Raw genomic sequence first — 21,586 nt, forward strand, 5'->3', positions numbered from 1 at the left:
GCCCATGCCGATGAGTTCCCTGCGTACCCTGGCCCGCCGCCTGGCGGGCCTCGCCATTCCCCTGGCAGCCGCCCTCGCCCTGGGCGGCTGCTCGCCTTCCGAGGACACCCAGTCCGGCAAGAACCTGCGCATCGCCTTCTTCCTCGACAACCCCAACCTGACCAGCCTCGACCCTTTCCAGGTCTACTGGATCGAACACCGCGTGGTGCTGCGCAATGTCGCCGAATCCCTCACCGACCAGGACCCGGACAGCGGCGAGATCATCCCCTGGCTGGCGAAAAGCTGGGAAATCAGCGACGACGCCCTGGCCTACACCTTCCACCTGCGCGAGGACGTCACCTTCAGCAACGGCGAGCGCTTCGACGCCCATGCGGTGAAGACCGCCTTCGACAGCAACAAGGCCTTCGCCAGCGAACTGCCGAGCGCCTTCGGCGCCACCTACCTGGCCGGCTACGAGCATGCCGAAGTGCTCGATGACTTCACCGTCAAGCTGGTGCTGGCGAAACCCAACGCCGGCTTCCTGCAGGCCACCTCGACCACCAACCTGTCGATCCTCGCCCCGGAATCCTATCGGCTGACGGAACGGGAACGCTCCCTCGGCAAGATCATCGGCAGCGGCCCATTCACCCTCGAAAGCTACACCCCGGCCAGCGGCCTGCGCCTGGTCAAACGCAGCGGCTATGCCTGGCCCTCGGCAAACGTGCGCAACCGTGGCGAAGCCCACCTCGACAGCGTGGAAGTCAGCTACGTGCCGGAGGAAAGCGTACGCAACGGCCAGTTCCTGCAAGGCCAGGTGGATATCCTGTGGCCACGCAACCCGTTCTCCGAGGTCGACCTGAACCTCTTGCAGTCCAGGGGCGCGACCATCCAGAGCCGCTCGCTGCCTGGCCCGGCGCTCAACCTCTACCCCAACACCCGCGATGGCCGCATCCTCGCCGAACGCGACGTGCGCCTGGCCGTGCAGAAGGCCATCGACCGCAAGAGCTACGCCAGCACCGTCTACAGCCCGGAGTTCCCGGTGGTGGACGGCGTCTACGATGTCACCACGCCCTACTTCCGCAGCCAGCGCGCCAAACTGGCCCATGACCTGCCAGGCGCCGAACGCCTGCTCGACGAGGCCGGCTGGCGCAAGGCGGACGACGGCTACCGCCACAAGGATGGCAAACGCCTGACGCTGCGCTACAACCTGGCGCCGCAGGAAACCGCCGGCGACGTGCTGATCCAGGACCAGTTGCGCAAGGCCGGCATCGACCTGCAACTGGACGTGAAGACCTACGCCGAATGGGCGGTGGCGAACGCGGCGGGCAACTATGACCTGACCAGCTCCTACATGACCCGTGCCGACCCCATCGTGCTGCAGAGCATTCTCGACCCGCGCAACGCCAACAGCGTCACCCTGGCCACCAACACCTATGCCCCGCAAACCCTGGAAAAAGCCCTGGCGCTGTTCGATGCCGGCATCACCGCCACCAACGGCGAACAACGCGCCCGCGCCTACGGCGACCTGCAGGACCTGCTGATCGACGAAGGCTCGGCGTTCCCGATCCACGAACGCCTCTGGCAGGCCGCCACATCGGCGCGGGTGAAGGACTTCCACTGGTCCGCCGAGGGCTTCGCCTTCCTCAACGACATCGACCTGGAGGCGCCATGACCCGCTACATGTTCGGCCGCATCGCCCAGGCCCTGCTGGTGTTGTGGGGGGCCTACAGCATCACCTACTTCATCCTCTACCTGCTGCCGGGCGACCCGCTGTCGATCATGCTCAGCGCCTCCGGCCTGGAACTCGAATCCCTGTCGCCGGAAGCACTGGCGCAGGCCCGCGCCTACTACGGCCTGGACCGTGGCCTGCTGGAGCAGTACCTGCACCTGCTGCTGGGCGCACTGCAGGGCGACTTCGGCCAGTCGCTGACACAGAACCGCCCGGTCACCGAACTGCTCGCCGAGCGCCTGCCGCAGACCCTGGCGCTGGCCGGGCTGGCGATCCTGCTGTCGCTGGTGGGCGGCATCGGCCTGGCCTACCTGACCGCCTACGTGCGCTGGCAACCGCTGAAAGTGGCGCTGACACGCCTGCCCGCGCTGGGCTTCTCGGTGCCGGTGTTCTGGATGGGGCTGCTGCTGATCCAGGTCTTCGCCTTCAGCCTCGGCTGGTTCCCCGCCACCGGCAGCAAGGGCTTCGAGAGCCTGGTACTGCCGGCGGTGACCCTGGCCATTCCCAGCGCGGCGGTCTACGCCCAGGTGCTGCAACGCGGTTTCCAGGGCGTCTGGCGCGAACCCTATATCGTCACCGCCTACGCCAAGGGCCTCAGCCGCGCCCAGGTGCAGGCGCGCCATGCGTTCAGGAACGCGGCGCTGCCGATCCTCACCCTGGTCGGCCTGCAGGTCGGCAACACGGTGTCCGGCGCGATACTGGTGGAAACCATCTTCGCCCGCAACGGCGTCGGCCGCCTGACCCAGGAAGCCGTGCTGCGCCAGGACATCCCGGTGGTGCTGGCGGTGGTCGCCATCTCGGCGGCGGCCTTCGTCGTCATCAACCTGATCGTCGACCTGCTCTACCCGGCTTTCGACCCACGCATCGCCCACACGCCCAAGGTGTCCTCATGAGCGCTACCGATACCCCACTCGACCGCTTTGCAGGAGGCATCCTGAAACGAGCACCGCACGCCGACACCCTGGCCAACCGGCCATGGCGCCGCAGCAGCCGCCTGCGCCGCAGCCTCGATGCGCTACGGCCGCTGCTGCGCCGCCCCGGCTTCCTGCTGGCGTTCGCCATCGTCGGCTTCGCCCTGCTGGCGGCACTGGCCCCGGGCCTGCTGAGCAGCTTCGACCCCTACGCCACCTCGCCCGCCGACAAACTCACCGCGCCCAATGCTAGCCACTGGTTCGGCACCGACGAACTCGGGCGCGACCTCTACACCCGCGTGGTGCACGGCGCCAGCCTGTCGGTCCAGGCCGCGCTGCTGGCGGTCGGCATCGCCCTGCTCGGCGGCCTCGGCCTGGGCATCCTGTCCGGCTTCGCCGGGGGGCGTATCGACGCGGCGATCATGCGCTTCATCGACGTGCTGCTGGCGCTGCCGGGCCTGCTGCTGGCGCTGGCGATCGTCACCGCCATCGGCTTCGGCACCCTGCCGGTGGCCATCGCCGTGGGCGTCGGCATCATCCCCGGCTTCGCCCGCACTACCCGCGCCGAAGTGCTGCGGGTGAAGACCCTGCCCTACGTCGAGGCCGCGCGCCTCGGCGGCGCGAGCTGGGGGCGCACCCTGCTGCGGCATATCCTGCCCAATGCCTGGGGGCCGGTGGCGGTATTGGCCACTCTGGACTTCGGCGCGGCCATCCTGGCCACCGCCGGCTTGAGCTTCCTCGGCTTCGGCGCGGCGCCGCCGGCGGCGGAATGGGGCACGCTGATCGCCAATGGCCGGCACTTCCTCATCACCGCGCCCTGGGTATCGCTGCTGCCGGGGCTGTTCCTGGTGGCCGTGGTGTTCAGCCTCAACCATATCGCCCGCACCTTCGAGGAGATCCAGCGATGAGCGACCGCCAGCCACTGATCGACGTTCGCAGCCTGGCCGTCGCCTACCGTTCCGCCGGGCAGCTCAGCCATGCCGTGGTGGATGTTTCCTTCAGCATCGGCGAAGGCGAAACCCTGGCCATCGTCGGCGAATCCGGCTCGGGCAAGACCACCCTGGCCAACGCCATCCTCGGCCTGCTGCCGGACAATGCCCGGGTCACCTCCGGGCAACTGCTGGTCGCCGGGCAGGACATCAGCCATGCCTCCGAGCGCAGCAAGCGCCAGTTGCGCGGCAGCACCATCGGCCTGGTGCCGCAGGACCCGATGGTCAGCCTCAACCCGACCCTGCGCATCGGCCGGCAGATCGCCGAGGCGCTGGTCCTCGCCCATGGCCGCCGCTACCCCGGGGCCGACGCCGATGTCGTCGAGCTGCTGCAACAGGTCGGCCTGGACAACCCCGTGCTGCGCGCCCGCCAGTACCCCCACGAACTGTCCGGAGGCATGCGCCAGCGCGTACTGATCGCCATCGCCCTGGCCGGCAACCCGCGGCTGATCATCGCCGACGAACCGACCAGCGCCCTGGACGTGACCGTGCAGCGGCGCATCCTCGATCACCTGGAGCGGCTGGTGCGCGAACGCGGTATCTCGCTGCTGATCATCACCCACGACCTCGGCGTGGCCGCCGACCGCGCCGACCGGGTGCTGGTGATGAAGAGTGGCCGGCTGATCGAACAGGGTCCGCCACAAGAGATTCTGCTGGCGCCGAGCCAGGACTACACCCGCACGCTGATCGCCGCCGCGCCGGCTTTCGGCAATCGCCGCCCGCCACCACCACCGCCCGCCAGCGGTACGCCGCTACTGGCCCTGGAAGGGGTCGGAAAGCATTACCGGTTGCCCGCGGTGAAAGGCCAGGACTCCAGTTTCCAGGCCCTGCGGGATGTCAGCCTGGCCGTGCACCCGGGGCAGACCCTGGCCATCGTCGGCGAGTCCGGCTCCGGCAAGAGCACCGCCCTGCGCATCGCCCTCGGCCTGGAGCAACCCGACCAGGGCCGCGTGCGGTTCGATGGAGAGGATGTCACCGGTCATGGCTGGCGCCAGTTCCGCCCACTGCGCCAGCGCATGCAACTGGTGCAGCAGAACCCGTTCGCCGCCCTCGACCCGCGCTTTTCCATCTTCGACAGCATCGTCGAGCCGCTGGTGTCCTTCGGCCTGGCCAAGGGCCGCGAGCTGGAACAGGCGGCACGCCGCCTGATCGACCTGGTGCACCTGCCGCAGGCCTACCTCGACCGCCTGCCACGGGAGCTTTCCGGCGGCCAGCGCCAACGGGTGGCCATCGCCCGCGCCCTGGCGCTGCAACCGGACCTTTTGCTGCTCGATGAACCGGTGTCGGCACTGGATGTCTCGGTGCAGGCACAGATCCTCGACCTGCTCGGCGAGTTGCAACGGCAACTGGGCGTTGCCTACGTGCTGGTCTCCCACGACCTGGCGGTGGTCGCCAGCGTCGCCCACCAGGTGCTGGTGCTGAACAAGGGGCAGGTGGTGGAACAAGGGCCGGCGAGCCAGGTCTTCGAACACCCCGCCAGCCCCTACACCCGCGAACTGCTCGATGCGATTCCCGGCAGCCGGCTGGCGCAGGCATCCTGAGCATGCATGCAGGTGAGCGCGGCGGTATCACGAACCACAGGCTCCCTTCCTCTGCCGAAGCCTTGGCCATTGCCGATACCCTGTTGCGCACCCGCTATGCGGGCGCATCCTTCGCCTATGTCGCAGGCTCGATCATGCGCGGGCAAGGTACCTACCTTTCCGATATCGATCTCGTGGTCATCCACGATCACCTGGACGCGGCATACCGCGAGTCGTTCGTGGCGCAGGGTATTCCGGTCGAGGCGTTCGTTCACGACCGGCAGACCCTGGCCTGGTTCGTCGATGCGGACGTGAACCGGGGGCGTCCGTGCATGCTCAACATGATCGTGGAGGGCGTGATCATTGGCCCGGCGCCGGAGCCCGCCGAACGCTTGCGGCAGGGTGTATCGGAGCGCCTGGTAAAAGGGCCGCCGCCCTTGACGCTCGCTGCCCTGGACGCATTACGCTATGAAATCACCGACGCCATCGATGACCTGCGCGGTATCCGACCGGCAAGTGAGATGATCTCCATTGGCGCCGCGCTGCATGCCAAACTCGTGGAGCTTGCGTTGCGCGGACGAGGCCGATGGTATGGAACCGGCAAGTGGGCGCCACGCCTCTTGAGCGAACTGGACCAGTCGTTGGCGGATCGTTTCGACGATGCCTTCAGGGTGCTGTTCGTATCGGCAGATGCAGAGCCGGTCATCCGCCTGGCCGAAGATGAACTGGCGCCCCACGGCGGCTTTCTCTTCGATGGCGATTGCCGGCGGGCGCCGCTTTCGTGCCGTGCATGAGCGAGCCGCGGCCATTCCCTTCGAGGATGCGACGGGCATACGGAGCGCGCAGGAACTCCCGTAGGGTGTGGGCCGCCCTACGGCTTAGTCCGCGAAAGGAACGATCCTGAGATGCCTGCATCCATCTGCGTGATCTTCGATCTCGATGGCACCCTGGTCGACAGTGAACACCTGAACAACCGGGCCTTTCTCGAGCTGTTGCCGGAACTCGATCTGGACGTCGAAAGCCTGGCCAGCCGCTCTGCCGGACGCCAGTTGGCGGTCATCCTGGACGACCTGGCCGCTTTGCTGGGGCACCCCTTGCCGCCTGGTTTCGAGCAGGCCTACCGGCGGCGGGTCGCCACGCTGTTCGAAAGCGAACTGCGAGCCACGCCCGGCACGGTCGGAATGCTCCAGCACAACCCGTTCAGCCGCTGCGTGGCTTCCAGCGCGCCAAAGGCCAAGATCGAGCAGGCCTTGCGCGTCAGCGGCCTGCGGGATTTCTTCGACACCGGGATCTTCAGTTCCTATGACATCGGCAGTTGGAAACCGGAGCCCGGCATCTTTCTTCACGCGGCCGAATCGATGGGCTTCGCGCCACGCGATTGCCTGGTCATCGAAGACAGCGAGGCGGGACTGCGCGCGGCCGACGCGGCCGGTATGACGGCGTTGCACTATATACCGCCAGGCAGCCTGGCCACGCCTTCCGCACAGCATGCGCATTTGCGCGATATGGGCGAACTGCCCCGGCTGCTCGCCGGGAGGGAATGACATGCGCCTACTGGTCATCCGCCACGGACAAACCGCCTACAACCTCGAACAACGCTACCTCGGCGCCCTCGACCCGCCCCTGAACGCCACCGGTATCCGCCAGGCCGAGGCGTTGCGCGACAGCCTGCCCGGCGACATCGACATCCTCATCTCTTCGCCGTTGCTGCGAGCCCGGCAGAGCGCCCGGATCCTCGCCCAAGGCCGCCCCGTCGAGATCGAGGAGGCCTTCCGCGAGCGCCACGTCGGCGTGTTCGAAGGCCTGACCAGCGCCGAGGCCCAGGCACGCTTTCCCGAGGCCTGGCAGCGCAACATCACCCGTCAATGGCAGGCTGCGCCCGAGGGCGGAGAAACCATTGCCGCCGTCTTCGAGCGCGTTGGCCAAGGGCTCGAACGCCTGCTTCGACGCGACCCGCAGGCCACCGTCGCGCTGGTCGCCCACGGTTTCGTCGCCAAGGTCATCCGTGCCATCGCACTCGGTGACCGCCGCGACCTGTTCGACTGGCAACTGGATAATGCCCAATACTGCGAACTGCAACCGAGCCTGCCATTGGCCCGTTTCGACACGACACTCAACGACGCATCCACGGAATCAATATGAGCCATCCTCCCCGGCATATCGGCCGGCTGCTGTTCCCCGGCCTGACCCAACTGGACCTGACCGGCCCTGCCGAAGTGTTCGGCCGGCTGCCGGGCGCAAGACTCCACCTGATCTGTAAGACCCTCGATCCGGTAACGGCTGATCGCGGGCTGAGAATCCTGCCGGACACCACCTTCCAGGACTGCCCCCGACTCGATGTCATCTGCATACCTGGCGGCCCGGGGCAGATCGAACTGATGGACGATACCCCGACCCTGGACTTCATTAGGCGCATCGCCGAACACTGCCAACTGATCACCTCGGTCTGCACCGGTTCGCTGGTGCTGGACGCCGCCGGCCTGCTGGACGGCTACCAGGCCACCTGCCACTGGTCGTCCATCGACCAGTTGGCGCTGCCTGGTGCCATCCCCGTCGCACGACGGGTGGTGCGCGACCGCAACCGTATCAGTGGCGCCGGCGTCACCTCCGGCATCGACTTCGCCCTGAGCGTCGTTGCCGAACTGGCCGGCGACGATACGGCTCAGGCGATCCATTTGCAGATGGAATACGACCCTCAACCGCCCTATGCCTGCGGCTCGCCCCACAGTGCGGCACCGGCGCTGCTGGCGCGGGTGCGTGAGCAGAGCGCCGGATTCATCGAACGCCGCCGCCAGGCGACCCTGCGCGCGGCACAACACTTGTCCCCCGTCTCGCACCCCAAGCCATAAGGCGCACACGCCCTCTGCCGTTCCTGAACCTCGACGGCACCCTCGACGATACCTGTGGCACTGTCGTCGATAGCCCTTGCCACGGTCCTGCGTGAACGGTGGTAACCAGCCTCCGGTACTTTCGTCGGCTCGTTGAGCGTATCGCGCAATCACCCTGCGCGGCTCCCAGGGCAATCGTGCTATAGCCCTCAAGGAGCAGCCTTGCAACCGGATTGGCAAGTGAGTGGCCTCTTGAGCATAAAAGCCATTGCGTTGCCCTGATGTCCGTGGCGTTGCGATCCCGGTCAACCCCTCTACGAAACACGCATGAACCCATCCATGGGGCTCTTCGTCGGCGTCCCTGCCGACGAAGGTTTCTCCGAGGGGTTGACCAGAATCGCAGCGAATACCGAGTTGAATGCGGGAAAACCCTTCCTCGGTCGTTCCCGCGCAGGCGGGAACCCAGGTGTCACGGACGTATAGTCACCGGCTTTTCCGCCCAGTCACCGCCGAAGAGGGCTGTGCGGGTGCCAGGTGGCGAAGGCCCCGTCCCGCCACCTGGCATCCGCGCAGAGGCGCTGCACCCGAGATCATTCAATACGCTCGATCAGCCTGAGACAAAATTGCCAATCCAGTTGCAATCTTTTGTATAGCGCGATTGCCCTGGCCTATTACCCACCCTGACTTCTGCTATCATCTGACGAACCTGAAACATTCATTTGAAGGAGGCCACCATGCCAGTCCTCGCCAGATCGTCAGCCATGGGAGGCAGCAACCTGCCCTTCTGGATCATGGCCCACGCCCTGACGCAGCAGACCGAACATGAACGCCTGCTGCGGATCAGCCAGGGCCTGGAGGCTTCCTGGCTGGTCGCGGTGCGTTCGGCCTTCGATATGAAGACACCGGCCCTGGCCCTGCTGGTGAACCTCTCAACATCGACCCTGGAGCGCCGCATCAAGGGCAATATCGCCCTCGACCCGGTGGCCTCCGAACGGATCGACCGCCTTGCCCAGATCGCCGTGCTCGCCGAAACGGTCTTCGAGGACAAGACCGTGGCAACCGACTGGCTGGCGAGCGAGAACGATGCCCTCGGCGGCAAGACGCCCCTCTCGCTGTGCGAGACCGAACTGGGCGCGCGCCAGGTGCGGCGAGTCCTGCATGCCATCGAATGGGGTGGTGCCGCCTGATGCGGGCCTGGCGCATTGCCAAGGCGGCCAGGGCCGCGGATCTGTCCGGCAAGGGTGCGGCCATCGAAGGGGGCCGCTGGAACGACGCCGAGGTGCCTGCCGTCTACCTGGGCCTGTCGCCCGCGATCTGCTGCCTGGAGACCTTCGTGCACCAGACCCGGCGGCCGCTCATACCGATGAAGATCAGCCTCTTCGAACTGCCTGACGCCCCCTCGCTGTATCTCGAACCAGAGCCGGGCAGCCTCCCCGATGGCTGGGCCTCGCTCCCCGCCGACCGGCCGAGCATGGCCTTCGGTACACACTGGCTCGAACAGTGCGGACAACTCGGACTGATCCTGCCATCCGCCGTGCTGCGGCTCGAACGCAACATCATGCTCAACCCACGGCATCCCGCCATGGCCGACGTCAGGCTTGTGGAAATCCTCGACTTCGCCTACGACGAGCGCTTGTTCATTGCCAGGGCCTGAGCCATGCACCGCTCCCGGAAGAGAACATGAAAGCCGCCTGGCCGGCGCTCACTCGATCAGCACCCGAGGCCAGCGCTCCCGATAACGCTTCTGTGCAATACGCTGACGATAGGTCGCCTCGCTGACCCGCGTCGGGTTGCGGCGAATGCGCATGGCGAACAGATCATCCAGCCCATGAGGTGCGATGACGTGCAAGCAGTCGTCATCCGCCAGGGACACCCCCACCGCCGTGGCGAATTCCGGCCAACTGGCCACCGCCTGCTCCAACGAGCACAGCGGCGCGACCGCATGGCCGAAATACGCCTCGAACCACAGGTGCACGCCAGCTTGGTTGGTCACCTCCCAGGGCAGCCCCGGCGCTAACGAACACAGCCGTGCCTGCAGCGCACGATCACGCGCGGCGGACAGGTCATCCAGGTCGAAATAGGCCAGGTCGATGTCGCTCAACGCGGAGGGTGTGGCATGCCCATGCAGGTGATCCCACACCAGATTGCGAACTGCGCCTGCGCCAATGCACCAGTCGCGCAGCCCCTGCGCCCTGGCGGCACGCAGCGCCGCCATGAACCAATCACTCTGGCGAACGATACCCTGTAACCGCACCACGTTATCGGACATACCCCGTTCCCTGACACGTCGCATGCGCACACAAAATAATCATAATATTTTATATTAAACAAACAATTAAATAATAATAATTCATAATTAACATAGAACTAAAAAGACTTTCACAGCACTTTTTAAAACTAATACCTTCTGTACCAGACCGACCCCAAACACGGTGGAGGCAACGGATTCCTGCTGTCCTGCGCCATTCGGATCGGTGCTACTCCACCCGCTTGCCATCAGGTTTCCGACATCACGCCCCCTCGCTGACCGTCAGGAACCACAGCCATGCCCAGCCTTCCATTCCCCCTGAAACCCCTCGTGCTCGCACTGGCCGTCAGCACTCCGGCACTGGCCGCGTCGACCAGCGATGACGATCGCCTGCCCACCGTCACCGTCACCGCCGAACACCGCCAGGAAAACCTGCAGAAGACACCCCTGGCCATCTCCGCCTTCGACGAGAACACCCTGCGCGACCAGCAGATCAGCAATGTACGCGACCTCTCCGGCCGCGTGCCCAACCTGACGCTGAACCGCCAGTCGATTTCCTACAGCGCCCAGACCTACGGCATCCGCGGTATCGGCGAAACCGACCCGATCCAGGAGGCCGCCGTGGCAGTGTACGCCGACGACCTGTACATCCCACGCGCCATCTCCTCGATGCTCGACTTCAACGACGTCGAGCGCGTGGAAGTGCTGCGCGGACCACAGGGCACCCTGTACGGGCGCAACAGTGCCGCCGGTGCGGTGCGCGTGATCACCCGCGACCCGGACCAGCAGCGCCGGGGCTTCCTCGAACTGGGCGCGGGCACCTACGACGCGCGCAACGGCCGCCTGCTGCTCAGCGGCCCGCTGGTCGACGACACCCTGTTCGGCAGTTTCTCCGCCCTGCGCCTGACCCGCGACGGCACCGTGCACAACCGCACCACCGGCAAGGACGTCAACAACATCGACATCCAGTCCTACCGGGGCAAGCTGCGCTGGGCGCCGGACGAATCCCCGTGGGACGTGCAACTGACCCTGGCGGCCACCATCGACCGTGGCGACACCACCAGCTACACCCCCTTCGACCCGGCCACCGGGCGCTACGACAAGTTCAAGACCTACAACAGCCTGACCCCGAAAAACAAACTCGACCAGGGCAGCGCGGTGCTGCGGGTGATCCGCGAACTGGGCGACGGGCTGCAATTCAAGTCGGTAACCGCCTGGTCCGAGTTCGATCAGCCGGTGGACTACGACAACTCGGGCAAGGCCAACAGCGGCAACGCCTCGCCGATCCAGAACAACCTGATCGTCTACAAGCAGCGCTATGCCACCCAGGAATTCCAGCTCAACGGCGAAGGCGAGCGACTGAGCTATACCCTGGGCCTCTACCTCTACAAGGAACGCTTCCGCGCCGAGCGCGACAGCCTCACCTACTCGGTGGCCCAGGACCGGGTCAACGCCAGCGGCCAGTACAGCACCACCGACACCGAAAGCTACGCGCTCTATGGCCAGGGCAACTACAAGCTGACCCCGCGCTTGTCGCTGACCGCCGGCCTGCGTTACACCAGCGAACACAAGAATTTTAGCTACGCGAACTACGCCATCACCCCGCAGCAGGTGATCACAGGCGTCAATTTCAGCGCCGACACCAGTGATTCCTGGGCATCGCTCAGCCCCAAGGTAGGCCTCGAATACGCCTGGAACGACGACCTGGTGCAATACGGCTATGTGGCGCGCGGCTTCAAGGCCGGCGGTTTCGACAATCGCGCACCCACCCGGCTCGCCGCCGAACAGGGCTTCGACCCGGAGAACGTCACCACCTATGAGTTCGGCCTCAAGGGTGACTTCATCGGGGGACGCCTGCGCAGCAATATCGCCGTGTTCTACAACGACTACGACGACCTGCAGACCAACGCCTGGGACCCGGCGATCAGCGCCAACCTGCGCACCAACGTCGGCAGCGCCCACACCTATGGCGTCGAACTGGAGAACACCGCCCTGCTCGCCCGCGACCTGCAACTGAGGGCCAATATCGGCTACCTCAAGAGCAAGTACGACGACTTCCAGAACGCCAGCGGCCCCGGTGTCAGCGCCGACGGCAAGGAGATGATCTTCGCCCCGCGCTGGAACGCCAGCCTGGGCCTGACCTGGACCATTCCCCTGGACCTGCCCGGTGCCCTGGTGGCCGCCACCGACTACCAGTACCAGACGCGCTCCTGGGCCAATGCGCTGAACGCCGACATTTATGAAGTGCCTGCCCAGGGCTTCTGGAATGCCAGCACCAGCTATGCCAGCGGCGATGGCCACTGGACCACCACCCTGGCGGTGAAGAACCTGCTCGACCGCGCCTACCCGCAGACCGTCGCCTACTCGGCTGCCAGCAACACCTCCCACTACGCGTTCAACGACCCACGCACGGTCCTGCTCAGCGTGCGCTACGACCTGTAGGCCAAAAGGCACGGAACGCATCGACCCATCACAAGGAGAGACACCATGGGGCTCACCCGTAGAGACCTGATTTCCCGGATCGCCGCCGTCGGCGCCATCAGCGGCATCGGCCTGCTGCCGCAATCGTCACAGGCCGCCACCTTCAAGCCCCTGCAACTCGCCGGCAACGGCCAGGGCAAACGCGTACTGATCGTCGGCGCCGGCATCGCCGGACTGGTCTCGGCCTACGAGCTGGACAAGGCTGGTTTCGCCGTGACCGTACTGGAAGCCCGCAACCGTGTCGGTGGGCGGGTCTGGACCCTGCGCAACGGCGATACCGTCGAGCACAACGATGGCAGCCGGCAGACCGTCCAGTTCGACGACGGGCTGTTCTTCAACGCCGGCGCCGGGCGCATCCCCAGCCACCACCAGACCCTCCTCGGCTACTGCCGCGAGTTCGGCGTGGAACTGCAACCGCTGGTCAACAGCAGCCGCAGTGCCCTGGTGCAGCCCGACCTGAACCAGCCACCGCGGCAACTGCGCCAGGCGGTCAACGACACCCGTGGCTGGCTCAGCGACCTGCTGTCGCGCAGCGTCAGCAGCCACGCCCTGGACCAGCAACTGTCCGCCGACGAGCGCCCGGCACTGCTGGAGTTTCTCAAGGTATACGGTGATCTCGACGACCAGCACCATTACCAGGGCTCGCGGCGCGCCGGCTACACGGCGAGCAGACGCCGGTCATCCGCTAGCCACAGCAACTGCGCCGCCTGCTCGACAGCAACCTGCTGCTGCCGCAGGTGTTCGAGGAAATCCCCGAATTCTCCGCTCAGCAGATGCCGGGGAAACATAGGCCAAGGAAAGAGGGGCGGCATCCTGATTCGTTCAGGAATGCGAGCCGCATCACAACAAGTCCGGGGATTCGTTCGGTGCACGCGGCGCACCCTAAGGCTTTGCACGCTGAACCCAACATGGGGATAAATACAAAAAACACATAAAACAAAAATATGATTATAAAAAATAAGAAATTAGCATAGAGCCAAAAATAATTTCACAGCGGTTTTTAATAGCTCTACCTTTCACCCACAGACCGACCCCACTCCTGGCGGAGGCTCTTCCATGAACCCGCCACAGGAGTCCCCGCATGGCCGATGCATCCCACCAGCCCAGGCTCGAACTGGATACCGACGTGCTGATCATCGGTGGCGGCATGGCCGGCGCCTGGGCGGCGGTGGCGGCGCGCCAGGCGGGGGCCGAGGTGGTGCTGGTGGACAAGGGCTGGTGCGGCACCAGCGGCGTCACCGCCGCCGCCGGGCCGGGGCACTGGTGGGTCGAGCCGGAGCAGCGCGACAGCGCGGTGGAGACCCGTGCCATCCCCACCCTCGGCCTGGCCGACAAGCGCTGGATGCGGCGTATCCTCGAGGAAACCTGGGAATGGCTGCCGACCCTCGCCCCCTGGTACGACTTCGGCACCGACGACAACGGCAAGACCTGGTACGGCGCGGTGCGCGGCCCGGAATACATGCGCGCCCTGCGCCAGCGTATCGAGCAGGCCGGCGTGACCATCCTCGACCATAGCCCGGCGCTGGAGCTGCTGCGCCGCGCAGATGGCTCGATCGCGGGCGCACGCGGCTGGCAGACCCGCCAGCGACGGGACTGGCAGGTACGCGCCGCCGGGGTGATCCTCGCCGCCGGCGGCTGCGCCTTCAGGTCCCACCTGCTCGGCAGCGGCAACAACACCGGCGACGGCTTCCTGATGGCCGCCGAGGCCGGCGCCGAACTGTCCGGCATGGAGTTCTCCCGCGAGTACTGCATCGCCCAGGCGCACACCGGCATGACCCGCAGCATGATCTATTCCTTCGCCACCTACTACGACGCCAGCGGCCAGGTGGTGGCCCCCGTGGAAGGCCCGGACCCGTCGATGCGCACCGCCGGGCTGGCCCAGGCGCTGCAACGCGGGCCGGTGTACTGCAGCCTGCGGGATACGCCGGAAGACATCCGCGAACAGTTGCCGGAAATCTCCCCCAACGTGCAGTTGCTGTTCGACCGCGCCGGCCTGCGCCCCTACGAGGAACGCTTCGAAGTCACCCTGCGCGCCGAGGGCACCATCCGTGGCACCGGCGGCCTGCGGGTGATCGACGAGCACTGCCAGACCCACGTCCCCGGTCTCTACGCCATTGGCGACAGCGCCACCCGCGTGCTTGTAGCCGGCGCCAACACGGGCGGCGGCGCGGTCAATGCGGCCTGGGCGCTGTCCTCGGGCATCTGGGCCGGACGCGCCGTCGCCACCCTCGCGCAACGGGCCGGACGGCGCCTGGACGAACCCGTGGAAGGCATCGGCCAGGCCGGCCTGCGTCCCAGCGACAAACCACGCCAGGACAGCACAGAGGCCGCGCGGATCAGCGACACCGTGCGCAACGAGATGCTGCCGCTGGAGAAGAACTTCTTCCGTACCGGCGAGAAGCTCCAGCGTTCGCTGGACACCCTCGACGCGACCTGGAACGACCTGCGTCGTCACCTCGGCGGCGCAGCCGACGAGCAGGTGCGCAACCGCGAGAGCGCCGCCCTGGTCGCCACCGCCCGCTGGTGCTACCGCGCCGCGCTGGAGCGCAAGGAAAGCCGTGGCCTGCACTTTCGCAGCGACCTGCCACACACCGACGACGGTCTCGCCTACCGCCTCGCCACCGGCGGGCTCGACCAGGTCTGGGTGCGCCGCGAAGAAAGCCCCACTCCAAGCCCCGCACAGCCCCAGGAGCTGCCGGCATGATCGAAGTCATCGTCCAGTCGCGCTGCGACGGTTGCAACCGTTGCGTCGAGGTCTGCCCCGGCAGCGTGCTCGAAGTGAGCGCCGAAGGCCACCCCTTCATCGCTCGCCAGGCGGATTGCCAGAGCTGCTACCAATGCGAGCTGTATTGCACGGCCGACGCGATCTATGTCGGCCACGACTGCGAGCGCCCCCAGGGCATCGACGAAGCGCAGGCGCTGGCCTCCGGCACCCTCGGCCAGTACCGCCGCCACTCCGGCTGGGACGAGTGGGCCGACCGCTACAGCAACCAGCAATGGCGCATGGGCCAGGTGTTCCGCCGCGCAGCCGGCTTTCGCAGCGGCACCATCGACGGCCTCGGCAAACCCTGAGCCGCCCCACCGAGAAGGAGTTCCACCGATGTCGATCCGTCATGCTTTCGCCTCGCTCTGCACCCTGGCGCTGCTGCTCGCCAGCCCCCTGACCCTGGCCGCCGAGTTGCAGGCCCTGCGCGTGGCCAACCAGAAGTCCTCGCTCAAGCTGCTGCTGGAAGCCGCCGGTGAACTGGACAACCTGCCCTACCGCATCGACTGGTCGGAGTTCGCCGCCGCCGCGCCGCTGGGCGAAGCGCTCAACGCCGGCGCCGTGGATGTCGGCGCCCTCGGCGATGCGCCCTATGTATTCGCCCTGGGTGCCGGCGCACCGCTCAAGGTGGTCGCCATCACCCATGCCGACGGGCGCTTCAGCACCTCGATCCTGGTACCCAGGGATTCGCCGCTGCGCAGCGTCGCCGACCTCGAGGGCAAGCGCGTCGTCACCAACCGTGGCTCCATCGGTCACTACCTGGTGATCCGCGCACTGCAGGATGCCGGGCTGAAGAGCACGGACGTGACCCTCGTCAACCTGCTGCCCAGCGATGCCCGCAGCGCCCTGGAAAGCGGCAATGCCGACGCCTGGTCGACCTGGGACCCGTACACCACCATCGCCATCACCCAGAACGGCGCGCGCATCCTGCGCAAGGGCGACGACCTGCTGAGCAACCACTTGTACCTGGCCGCCACCAGCCAGGCCATCGCCGGCAAGCGCGCGCAACTGGACGACTTCGTCCAGCGCCTCGACCGCGCCTGGCAATGGGTGAATGAACACCCCGAGGCCTATGCCCGGGCCCAGGCGAAAGTCACCGGCCTTCCCGTCCAAGTGCACCTGACCTCGGCCAGCAACACCGACTTCCGCCCGGTGGCGATCAGCACGCAGGTCATCGACAACCTGCAGAAGACCGCCGACATCTACCTGGCGGAAGGCGTGCTGACGCGCCCGGTGGACGTTTCCCAGGGCTTCGACGACAGCTTCAACGCCGTTCGCGGGCTGCCTGCCAGCCAACCCACCCATTCCCAGCCTGAATGAATCGAGAGGAATCCACAGCATGAGCAAGCGACAGATCAGACTCGGCGCCATGATCCATGGCGTCGGCCACGGCTGGGGCGAGTGGCGCCACCCGGACGCGCAGGCCGACGCCAGCGTCAACTTCGCCTTCTACAAGCGCCAGGCGCAACTGGCCGAAGCGGCGAAGTTCGACTTCGCCTTCATCGCCGACAGCCTGCATATCCACGAGAAATCCAGCCCGCACTACCTCAACCGCTTCGAGCCGCTGACCGTGCTCTCCGGACTGGCGGCGGTGACCGAGCATATCGGCCTGGTGGCGACCATCACCGTCAGCTACACCGAGCCGTTCCAAGTGGCGCGCCAACTCGCCTCGCTGGACCATATCAGCGGCGGTCGCGCTGGCTGGAACGTGGTCACCTCCTGGCTCTCCGGCACCGCCGACAACTTCGGCAAGGCCGAACACCCACCGCACGCGCTGCGCTACCGCATCGCCCGCGAGCATGTCGAGGTGGTCAAGGGCCTGTGGGACTCCTGGGAAGACGACGCCTTCGTGCGTGACAAGGCCAGCGGCACCTTCTTCACCCCCGGCGCGCTGCATACGCTCGATCACCAGGGCGAGTTCTTCAGGGTCAAGGGCCCGCTGAACATCGCCCGCTCGCCCCAGGGCCAGCCGCTGATCTTCCAGGCCGGCACCTCCGAGGCCGGGCGTGATTTCGCCGCGCGCAACGCCGATGCGATCTTCGTCAGCCCGGAGTCCTTCGAGGAAGCCCGCGACTACTACCGGGACCTCAAGCGCCGCGCCAGCGTGGCCGGGCGCAACCCGGACGAGCTGTTCATCCTGCCCGGCATCCGCCCCATCGTCGGCCGCGACGAACGGGAAGTGGAGGACCGCTATCGCCAGGCAGTCGAACTGGTCAGCCTGGACGAAGCCATCGCTGCCCTCGGCCGGCCATTCAACGACTACGACTTCAGCACCCATGACCCGGACGCGCCCTTCCCCGCCCAGGACAGCCTGGAGGCCCTGGGCAAGGAGAGCAGCCGAGGCTTCGCCGAACGCATCCTCAGGCTGGTTGCCGAGGAAAACCCGACCCTGCGCGAGGTGGCACTGCGCGTGGCCCAGCCACGCCGGGACTTCGTCGGTACCCCGCAACAGGTGGCGGATGCCTTGCAGCATTGGTTCGAGAACGGTGCCGCCGACGGCTTTATCGTCAACTCGCTGCTGCCCGACGGCCTGGAGAAGTTCACCGAACTGGTGGTGCCGGTGCTGCAGGAGCGCGGCCTGCTGCGCCGCGAGTACAGCGGCAGCACCCTGCGCGACAACTTCGGCCTGGCCATCCCGGCCAACCGCAACACCCTGCGTCGTACACAAGGAGAAGTGGCATGAGCGAATCGATCAACCAGTTGCTGGCCGACCTGCACGCCGAACGTGAGCGTACCTGGGCGCCGGAAGCCCTGAAGATCAACATCGACCAGCGTCGCACCCTGGTTGAACAGGCCGATCCGGCACGCTTCGTCAAGGTCGGCGACAGCCTCGACGCCTTCACCCTGGCACCGGTCGAGGGTGGCACCCTGGAGCTCGAACGACTGCTCGCCAACGGCCCGGCGGTGCTGGTGTTCTTCCGCTTCGCCGGCTGCCCGGCGTGCAATCTTGCCATCCCCTATTACGAGCGCAACCTGCAGCCAGCGCTGCACGAGCGCGGTGTGCCGCTGGTGGCGATCAGCCCGCAGGTGCCCGAGCGCCTGAAGGACATCAAGGAGCGCCACGCACTGACCCTGCAGGTGGCCAGCGACCCGGGTAACGCCCTGGGCCGGCGCCTGGGCATCCTCTATGCGTTCGACGAAGCCTCGCGCCAGGCCTCCCTGGCCAAGGGGCCGGGGATCGGCGAAGTCACCGGCACCGGCACCTGGGAACTGCCGCAGCCGACCGTACTGGTGATCGGCCAGGACCGCCGCGTGCACTTCGCCGAGGTCAGCCCGGACTGGCTGGTACGCAGCGAGGCACAGCCGATCATCGAGGCGGTGGATGCCCTGCTGGACCAGGATCTGCGCACCAGCAAGCGCGCGTAGCACCACCCTGTTACTGATACGCGCACCCTCCTGGCGTGCGTACCAGAGGCAAGCACGAATCGCCACCAGCCCGAACGCTGGCGCCCATCCCCAGTCACCCATCACGAGCCCGTCCCTCGGGCTCCGAAGGGGCTTCTTTTGCCCAGTGAAGGAAGTTGCAGATGCATGCGTTCGTACCGCACCAGACCACCCCACAACCGTCCCGGCTACGCTACCTGCTGTTCGTTGGCCTGGCCGGTAGCCTGTCGGCCCAGGCCGCACCGCAGGAAACCGTACTCGACACCGTCTCGGTGATCTCCACCGGCAATCGCAGCAACACCCTGACTGTGGCGGACAGCCCATCGCCCATCGACATAATCAGTGGCGAACAGATCCGCAAGACCGGCAAGGCCAGCCTGCGCGAAGCCCTCGGGCGCATCGTGCCCTCGTTCAGCGCCCCGGCCCAGGCCGGCGGCGGTACTTCGTCGTCGGTACGCCCGGTGTCTATCCGTGGCCTGTCCGGCGATCACCTGCTGGTGCTGGTCAACGGCAAACGCCGGCACAACACTGCCGTCTACAACAACTTCGCACGCATCGCCAGCGGCAGCGTGCCGGTCGACCTGGACCTGATCCCCACGTCGGCCATCGAACGTATCGAGCTGCTGCGCGACGGCGCCTCGGCGCAGTACGGCTCGGACGCCATCGCCGGCGTGCTCAACATCATCCTCAAGCGCCAGGCCGAAGGCGGCAGTGCCAGCGTCACCGTCGGCCAGCAGGAAGACAAGCCCGGCGACCTGACCCAGACCGGCCTCAACGGCGGCTTCGCCCTCGGCGCCGACGGTGGCTTCTTCAACACTTCGCTGGATATCCGCCTGCAAGGGCCGTCGTACAGCGCCGGCGATGCCCAGGGCGCCTGGTACTACCCGGTGCTGAACGGCCAGTCGGTGCCCTTCGGCACACCCGGCGCAACGGCCGACCCACGGGAGGCATCGGTGGACCGCCTGCTGTCCAGGGGCTATGGCCGCTCCAACCGCGACGAGGTCTACAACCTGTCGTACAACGCCGAGCTGCCGCTGAGCAACAGGCTGACGCTGTACTCCTTCGCCACCTACAGCGACCGCAGCATCGTCGATACCCGGGGCAGTTTCCGCGCCACCAGTCTGTCATCGATCCCGGAAATCTACCCGGACGGCTTCCATGCCCAGCGCCTGATCGACGAAAAGGACTTCCAGTTCGCCTTCGGCGGCAAGGGCGACCTCGCCGGCTGGGACTACGACCTGTCCACCACCTACGGCAAGGACGACGTACGCCTCGGCGCGCAGAACACCCTCAACGCCTCCCTCGGGCCGGCGAGCAAGACCTCGTTCTACCTCGGTGCCCTGGAGTTCGAGCAGTGGACGACCAACCTGGATTTCACCCGCCCGTTCGAGATCGGCCTGGGCAAACCGCTGCAACTCTCGGCCGGCATCGAGCATCGCTGGGAAAAGTACCTGCAGACCGCGGGCGAACCGGATTCCTATCGTGACGGCGGCTATGAATACCCCACCGGCCATCCGCGCGCCGGGCAGCGCCCCAGTGCCGGCCTGCAATCCTTCACCGGCACCTCGCCCGCCGATGCCGGCGCCCTGGATCGCGACAGCTACGCCTTCTATATCGACGCCGGCACCAATCTCAGCGAGCGCCTGTATACCAGCGCCGCCTTCCGCTTCGAGCACTACGACGACAGCTCCGGCAACACCGCCAGCGGCAAGCTGTCCACCCGCTACGAGCTGGCCCCCGGCCTGGCCCTGCGCGGCACCGTCAACACCGGTTTCCGCGCGCCGTCGCTGGCCCAGCAGACCTTCTCGGTGACGCAGAACACCAGCGTGCGCCTGCCCGATGGCACCACCCAGACCCTGCTGGCACGCTACCTGCCACCCGCCAGCGTGGCGGCCAAGGCCCTCGGCGCCAGGGACCTGGAGCCGGAGCAGTCGACCAACGTCAGCGTCGGGATTTCCTGGGAGCCGGCCCGCAATGCCCGCATCACCCTCGACGCCTACCGCATCGAGATCAAGGACCGCATCGTCAAGAGCGAGATCATCCGCGACAGCGGCACCTCGACGGTGATCCGCGACACCCTCGCCTCGCTGGGCATCAACGACCTGTATTCGGCGCAGTACAACATGAACGGCGTCGACACCCGCACCGACGGCGTCGACCTGGTCAGCGAACTGCACAGCGACTACGGGCGCTTCGGCCAGGTGCGCTGGTCGGCGCTGTACAGCTACAACCGCACCACTATCCGCGACATCAAGCAGAACGGCACGGTCAGCGGCCTGCTCGGCAGCGACTATGTGATCTTCGGCCACCAGGCGCAGACTGACCTGACCAGGGGCAGCCCACGGGACAAGCTGGTGCTCGGCGGCAACTGGCGCATCGGCGATGTCATCGCCGACCTGCAGTTCACGCGCTACGGCAAGTACACCGAGGCCGGCAGCACGGCGGCGGCCGACCGCCAGTTCGGCGCCAGGTGGATCACCGACCTCGACCTCACCTACCTGCTCACCGACAACCTGTCGCTGTCCCTCGGCTCGAACAACCTGTTCGGCATACGCCCCGACCGGCAGCACCCCAACGCGGTCGTCACCGGCCTGGGCACGGCCAACCCCAGCGAGATCAACAACCCCGACGAATACGGTGCTTTCAGCCCTTACGGCCTCAACGGCGCGTTCTATTACGCGCGCCTTTCCTACGACTGGTAACCCGAAGAGAGGAACACAGCATGCCCGCGGAAAACCTCGCCCCCCTTACCC

The 21,586-nt window shown here is 66.6% G+C and carries 19 protein-coding genes; 18 read left to right on the forward strand and 1 reads right to left on the reverse strand.

The window, feature by feature from the left end; translation table 11 throughout:
* Positions 1 to 10 precede the first annotated feature (10 nt).
* The 10 genes from DNJ95_RS17390 (at position 11) to DNJ95_RS17435 (ending at position 9,610) form a co-directional block, all read left to right on the forward strand.
* Positions 11 to 1,651 carry an ABC transporter substrate-binding protein gene (locus DNJ95_RS17390; RefSeq protein WP_131186011.1) on the forward strand — a complete coding sequence of 547 codons (1,641 nt, stop codon included), beginning with the start codon at positions 11 to 13 and terminating at the stop codon, positions 1,649 to 1,651.
* Positions 1,648 to 2,601 (forward strand): ABC transporter permease, encoded by a 954-nt coding sequence (locus DNJ95_RS17395; protein ID WP_131185996.1) that lies wholly within the window; start codon positions 1,648 to 1,650, stop codon positions 2,599 to 2,601. Before DNJ95_RS17390 ends, DNJ95_RS17395 begins: the two co-directional genes overlap by 4 nt.
* Positions 2,598 to 3,527 carry an ABC transporter permease gene (locus tag DNJ95_RS17400; RefSeq protein WP_242671994.1) on the forward strand — a complete coding sequence of 310 codons (930 nt, stop codon included), beginning with the start codon at positions 2,598 to 2,600 and terminating at the stop codon, positions 3,525 to 3,527. Before DNJ95_RS17395 ends, DNJ95_RS17400 begins: the two co-directional genes overlap by 4 nt.
* Positions 3,524 to 5,149 (forward strand): dipeptide ABC transporter ATP-binding protein, encoded by a 1,626-nt coding sequence (locus DNJ95_RS17405; protein WP_131185997.1) that lies wholly within the window; start codon positions 3,524 to 3,526, stop codon positions 5,147 to 5,149. The genes DNJ95_RS17400 and DNJ95_RS17405 overlap by 4 nt, the downstream gene beginning before the upstream one ends.
* A gap of 83 nt (positions 5,150 to 5,232) precedes the next feature.
* The gene (locus tag DNJ95_RS17410) at positions 5,233 to 5,922 is read left to right on the forward strand and encodes a hypothetical protein (protein WP_207388780.1); all 690 of its coding nucleotides are present in this window, start codon (positions 5,233 to 5,235) and stop codon (positions 5,920 to 5,922) included.
* 111 nt (positions 5,923 to 6,033) lie between these two features.
* Positions 6,034 to 6,672, forward strand: a complete 639-nt coding sequence (locus DNJ95_RS17415) for an HAD family hydrolase (RefSeq protein ID WP_131185999.1) — start codon at positions 6,034 to 6,036, stop codon at positions 6,670 to 6,672.
* A gap of 1 nt (position 6,673) precedes the next feature.
* The gene (locus DNJ95_RS17420; protein WP_165491652.1) at positions 6,674 to 7,270 is read left to right on the forward strand and encodes a histidine phosphatase family protein; all 597 of its coding nucleotides are present in this window, start codon (positions 6,674 to 6,676) and stop codon (positions 7,268 to 7,270) included.
* A complete protein-coding gene (locus DNJ95_RS17425) occupies positions 7,267 to 7,977 on the forward strand; it encodes a DJ-1/PfpI family protein (RefSeq protein WP_131186001.1) in 711 nt (236 codons plus the stop codon). The genes DNJ95_RS17420 and DNJ95_RS17425 overlap by 4 nt, the downstream gene beginning before the upstream one ends.
* Positions 7,978 to 8,690: 713 nt before the next feature.
* A complete protein-coding gene (gene parS, locus DNJ95_RS17430) occupies positions 8,691 to 9,143 on the forward strand; it encodes a type II RES/Xre toxin-antitoxin system antitoxin (protein WP_131186002.1) in 453 nt (150 codons plus the stop codon).
* Positions 9,143 to 9,610 (forward strand): RES family NAD+ phosphorylase, encoded by a 468-nt coding sequence (locus DNJ95_RS17435; protein ID WP_131186003.1) that lies wholly within the window; start codon positions 9,143 to 9,145, stop codon positions 9,608 to 9,610. The genes parS and DNJ95_RS17435 overlap by 1 nt, the downstream gene beginning before the upstream one ends.
* 48 nt (positions 9,611 to 9,658) lie before the next feature.
* Here the strand turns inward: DNJ95_RS17435 and DNJ95_RS17440 are convergent, their stop codons facing one another.
* Positions 9,659 to 10,225 carry a nucleotidyltransferase family protein gene (locus DNJ95_RS17440; protein ID WP_181953407.1) on the reverse strand — a complete coding sequence of 189 codons (567 nt, stop codon included), beginning with the start codon at positions 10,223 to 10,225 and terminating at the stop codon, positions 9,659 to 9,661.
* Positions 10,226 to 10,501: 276 nt separating this feature from the next.
* Between DNJ95_RS17440 and DNJ95_RS17445 the strand changes: the two genes are divergently transcribed.
* From DNJ95_RS17445 to DNJ95_RS17480, 8 genes are all read left to right on the forward strand, one after another.
* The gene (locus DNJ95_RS17445) at positions 10,502 to 12,646 is read left to right on the forward strand and encodes a TonB-dependent receptor (protein WP_131186004.1); all 2,145 of its coding nucleotides are present in this window, start codon (positions 10,502 to 10,504) and stop codon (positions 12,644 to 12,646) included.
* Between the two features lie 45 nt (positions 12,647 to 12,691).
* On the forward strand, positions 12,692 to 13,603 hold the full coding sequence (locus DNJ95_RS17450; RefSeq protein ID WP_420824403.1) for a flavin monoamine oxidase family protein: 912 nt from the start codon (positions 12,692 to 12,694) through the stop codon (positions 13,601 to 13,603).
* A gap of 163 nt (positions 13,604 to 13,766) precedes the next feature.
* On the forward strand, positions 13,767 to 15,389 hold the full coding sequence (locus DNJ95_RS17455) for an FAD-dependent oxidoreductase (protein ID WP_131186005.1): 1,623 nt from the start codon (positions 13,767 to 13,769) through the stop codon (positions 15,387 to 15,389).
* Positions 15,386 to 15,757 carry a 4Fe-4S dicluster domain-containing protein gene (locus DNJ95_RS17460; RefSeq protein ID WP_131186006.1) on the forward strand — a complete coding sequence of 124 codons (372 nt, stop codon included), beginning with the start codon at positions 15,386 to 15,388 and terminating at the stop codon, positions 15,755 to 15,757. The genes DNJ95_RS17455 and DNJ95_RS17460 overlap by 4 nt, the downstream gene beginning before the upstream one ends.
* Positions 15,758 to 15,785: 28 nt before the next feature.
* Positions 15,786 to 16,769: an ABC transporter substrate-binding protein gene (locus DNJ95_RS17465; RefSeq protein ID WP_131186007.1), complete on the forward strand. Its 984-nt coding sequence runs from the start codon at positions 15,786 to 15,788 to the stop codon at positions 16,767 to 16,769.
* A gap of 19 nt (positions 16,770 to 16,788) precedes the next feature.
* A complete protein-coding gene (locus tag DNJ95_RS17470; protein WP_131186008.1) occupies positions 16,789 to 18,132 on the forward strand; it encodes an LLM class flavin-dependent oxidoreductase in 1,344 nt (447 codons plus the stop codon).
* Positions 18,129 to 18,815, forward strand: a complete 687-nt coding sequence (locus tag DNJ95_RS17475) for a peroxiredoxin-like family protein (RefSeq protein WP_131186009.1) — start codon at positions 18,129 to 18,131, stop codon at positions 18,813 to 18,815. The genes DNJ95_RS17470 and DNJ95_RS17475 overlap by 4 nt, the downstream gene beginning before the upstream one ends.
* A 161-nt stretch (positions 18,816 to 18,976) precedes the next feature.
* Positions 18,977 to 21,535 carry a TonB-dependent receptor plug domain-containing protein gene (locus tag DNJ95_RS17480; RefSeq protein ID WP_131186010.1) on the forward strand — a complete coding sequence of 853 codons (2,559 nt, stop codon included), beginning with the start codon at positions 18,977 to 18,979 and terminating at the stop codon, positions 21,533 to 21,535.
* Positions 21,536 to 21,586 lie beyond the last annotated feature (51 nt).

The organism is Stutzerimonas kirkiae (genome assembly GCF_004327335.1).
GTDB classification, from domain to species: Bacteria; Pseudomonadota; Gammaproteobacteria; order Pseudomonadales; family Pseudomonadaceae; genus Stutzerimonas; species Stutzerimonas kirkiae.

Bases quoted from the DNA above. Each gene is read 5' to 3' on its own strand.
- DNJ95_RS17445 (WP_131186004.1), top strand. From the start codon at position 10,502: ATGCCCAGCCTTCCATTCCCCCTGAAACCCCTCGTGCTCGCACTGGCC.
- DNJ95_RS17480 (WP_131186010.1), top strand. From the start codon at position 18,977: ATGCATGCGTTCGTACCGCACCAGACCACCCCACAACCGTCCCGGCTA.
- parS (WP_131186002.1), top strand. From the start codon at position 8,691: ATGCCAGTCCTCGCCAGATCGTCAGCCATGGGAGGCAGCAACCTGCCC.
- DNJ95_RS17435 (WP_131186003.1), top strand. From the start codon at position 9,143: ATGCGGGCCTGGCGCATTGCCAAGGCGGCCAGGGCCGCGGATCTGTCC.
- DNJ95_RS17405 (WP_131185997.1), top strand. From the start codon at position 3,524: ATGAGCGACCGCCAGCCACTGATCGACGTTCGCAGCCTGGCCGTCGCC.
- DNJ95_RS17470 (WP_131186008.1), top strand. From the start codon at position 16,789: ATGAGCAAGCGACAGATCAGACTCGGCGCCATGATCCATGGCGTCGGC.
- DNJ95_RS17460 (WP_131186006.1), top strand. From the start codon at position 15,386: ATGATCGAAGTCATCGTCCAGTCGCGCTGCGACGGTTGCAACCGTTGC.
- DNJ95_RS17400 (WP_242671994.1), top strand. From the start codon at position 2,598: ATGAGCGCTACCGATACCCCACTCGACCGCTTTGCAGGAGGCATCCTG.
- DNJ95_RS17450 (WP_420824403.1), top strand. From the start codon at position 12,692: ATGGGGCTCACCCGTAGAGACCTGATTTCCCGGATCGCCGCCGTCGGC.
- DNJ95_RS17440 (WP_181953407.1), bottom strand. From the start codon at position 10,225: ATGTCCGATAACGTGGTGCGGTTACAGGGTATCGTTCGCCAGAGTGAT.
- DNJ95_RS17390 (WP_131186011.1), top strand. From the start codon at position 11: ATGAGTTCCCTGCGTACCCTGGCCCGCCGCCTGGCGGGCCTCGCCATT.
- DNJ95_RS17455 (WP_131186005.1), top strand. From the start codon at position 13,767: ATGGCCGATGCATCCCACCAGCCCAGGCTCGAACTGGATACCGACGTG.
- DNJ95_RS17415 (WP_131185999.1), top strand. From the start codon at position 6,034: ATGCCTGCATCCATCTGCGTGATCTTCGATCTCGATGGCACCCTGGTC.
- DNJ95_RS17420 (WP_165491652.1), top strand. From the start codon at position 6,674: ATGCGCCTACTGGTCATCCGCCACGGACAAACCGCCTACAACCTCGAA.
- DNJ95_RS17425 (WP_131186001.1), top strand. From the start codon at position 7,267: ATGAGCCATCCTCCCCGGCATATCGGCCGGCTGCTGTTCCCCGGCCTG.
- DNJ95_RS17465 (WP_131186007.1), top strand. From the start codon at position 15,786: ATGTCGATCCGTCATGCTTTCGCCTCGCTCTGCACCCTGGCGCTGCTG.
- DNJ95_RS17475 (WP_131186009.1), top strand. From the start codon at position 18,129: ATGAGCGAATCGATCAACCAGTTGCTGGCCGACCTGCACGCCGAACGT.
- DNJ95_RS17395 (WP_131185996.1), top strand. From the start codon at position 1,648: ATGACCCGCTACATGTTCGGCCGCATCGCCCAGGCCCTGCTGGTGTTG.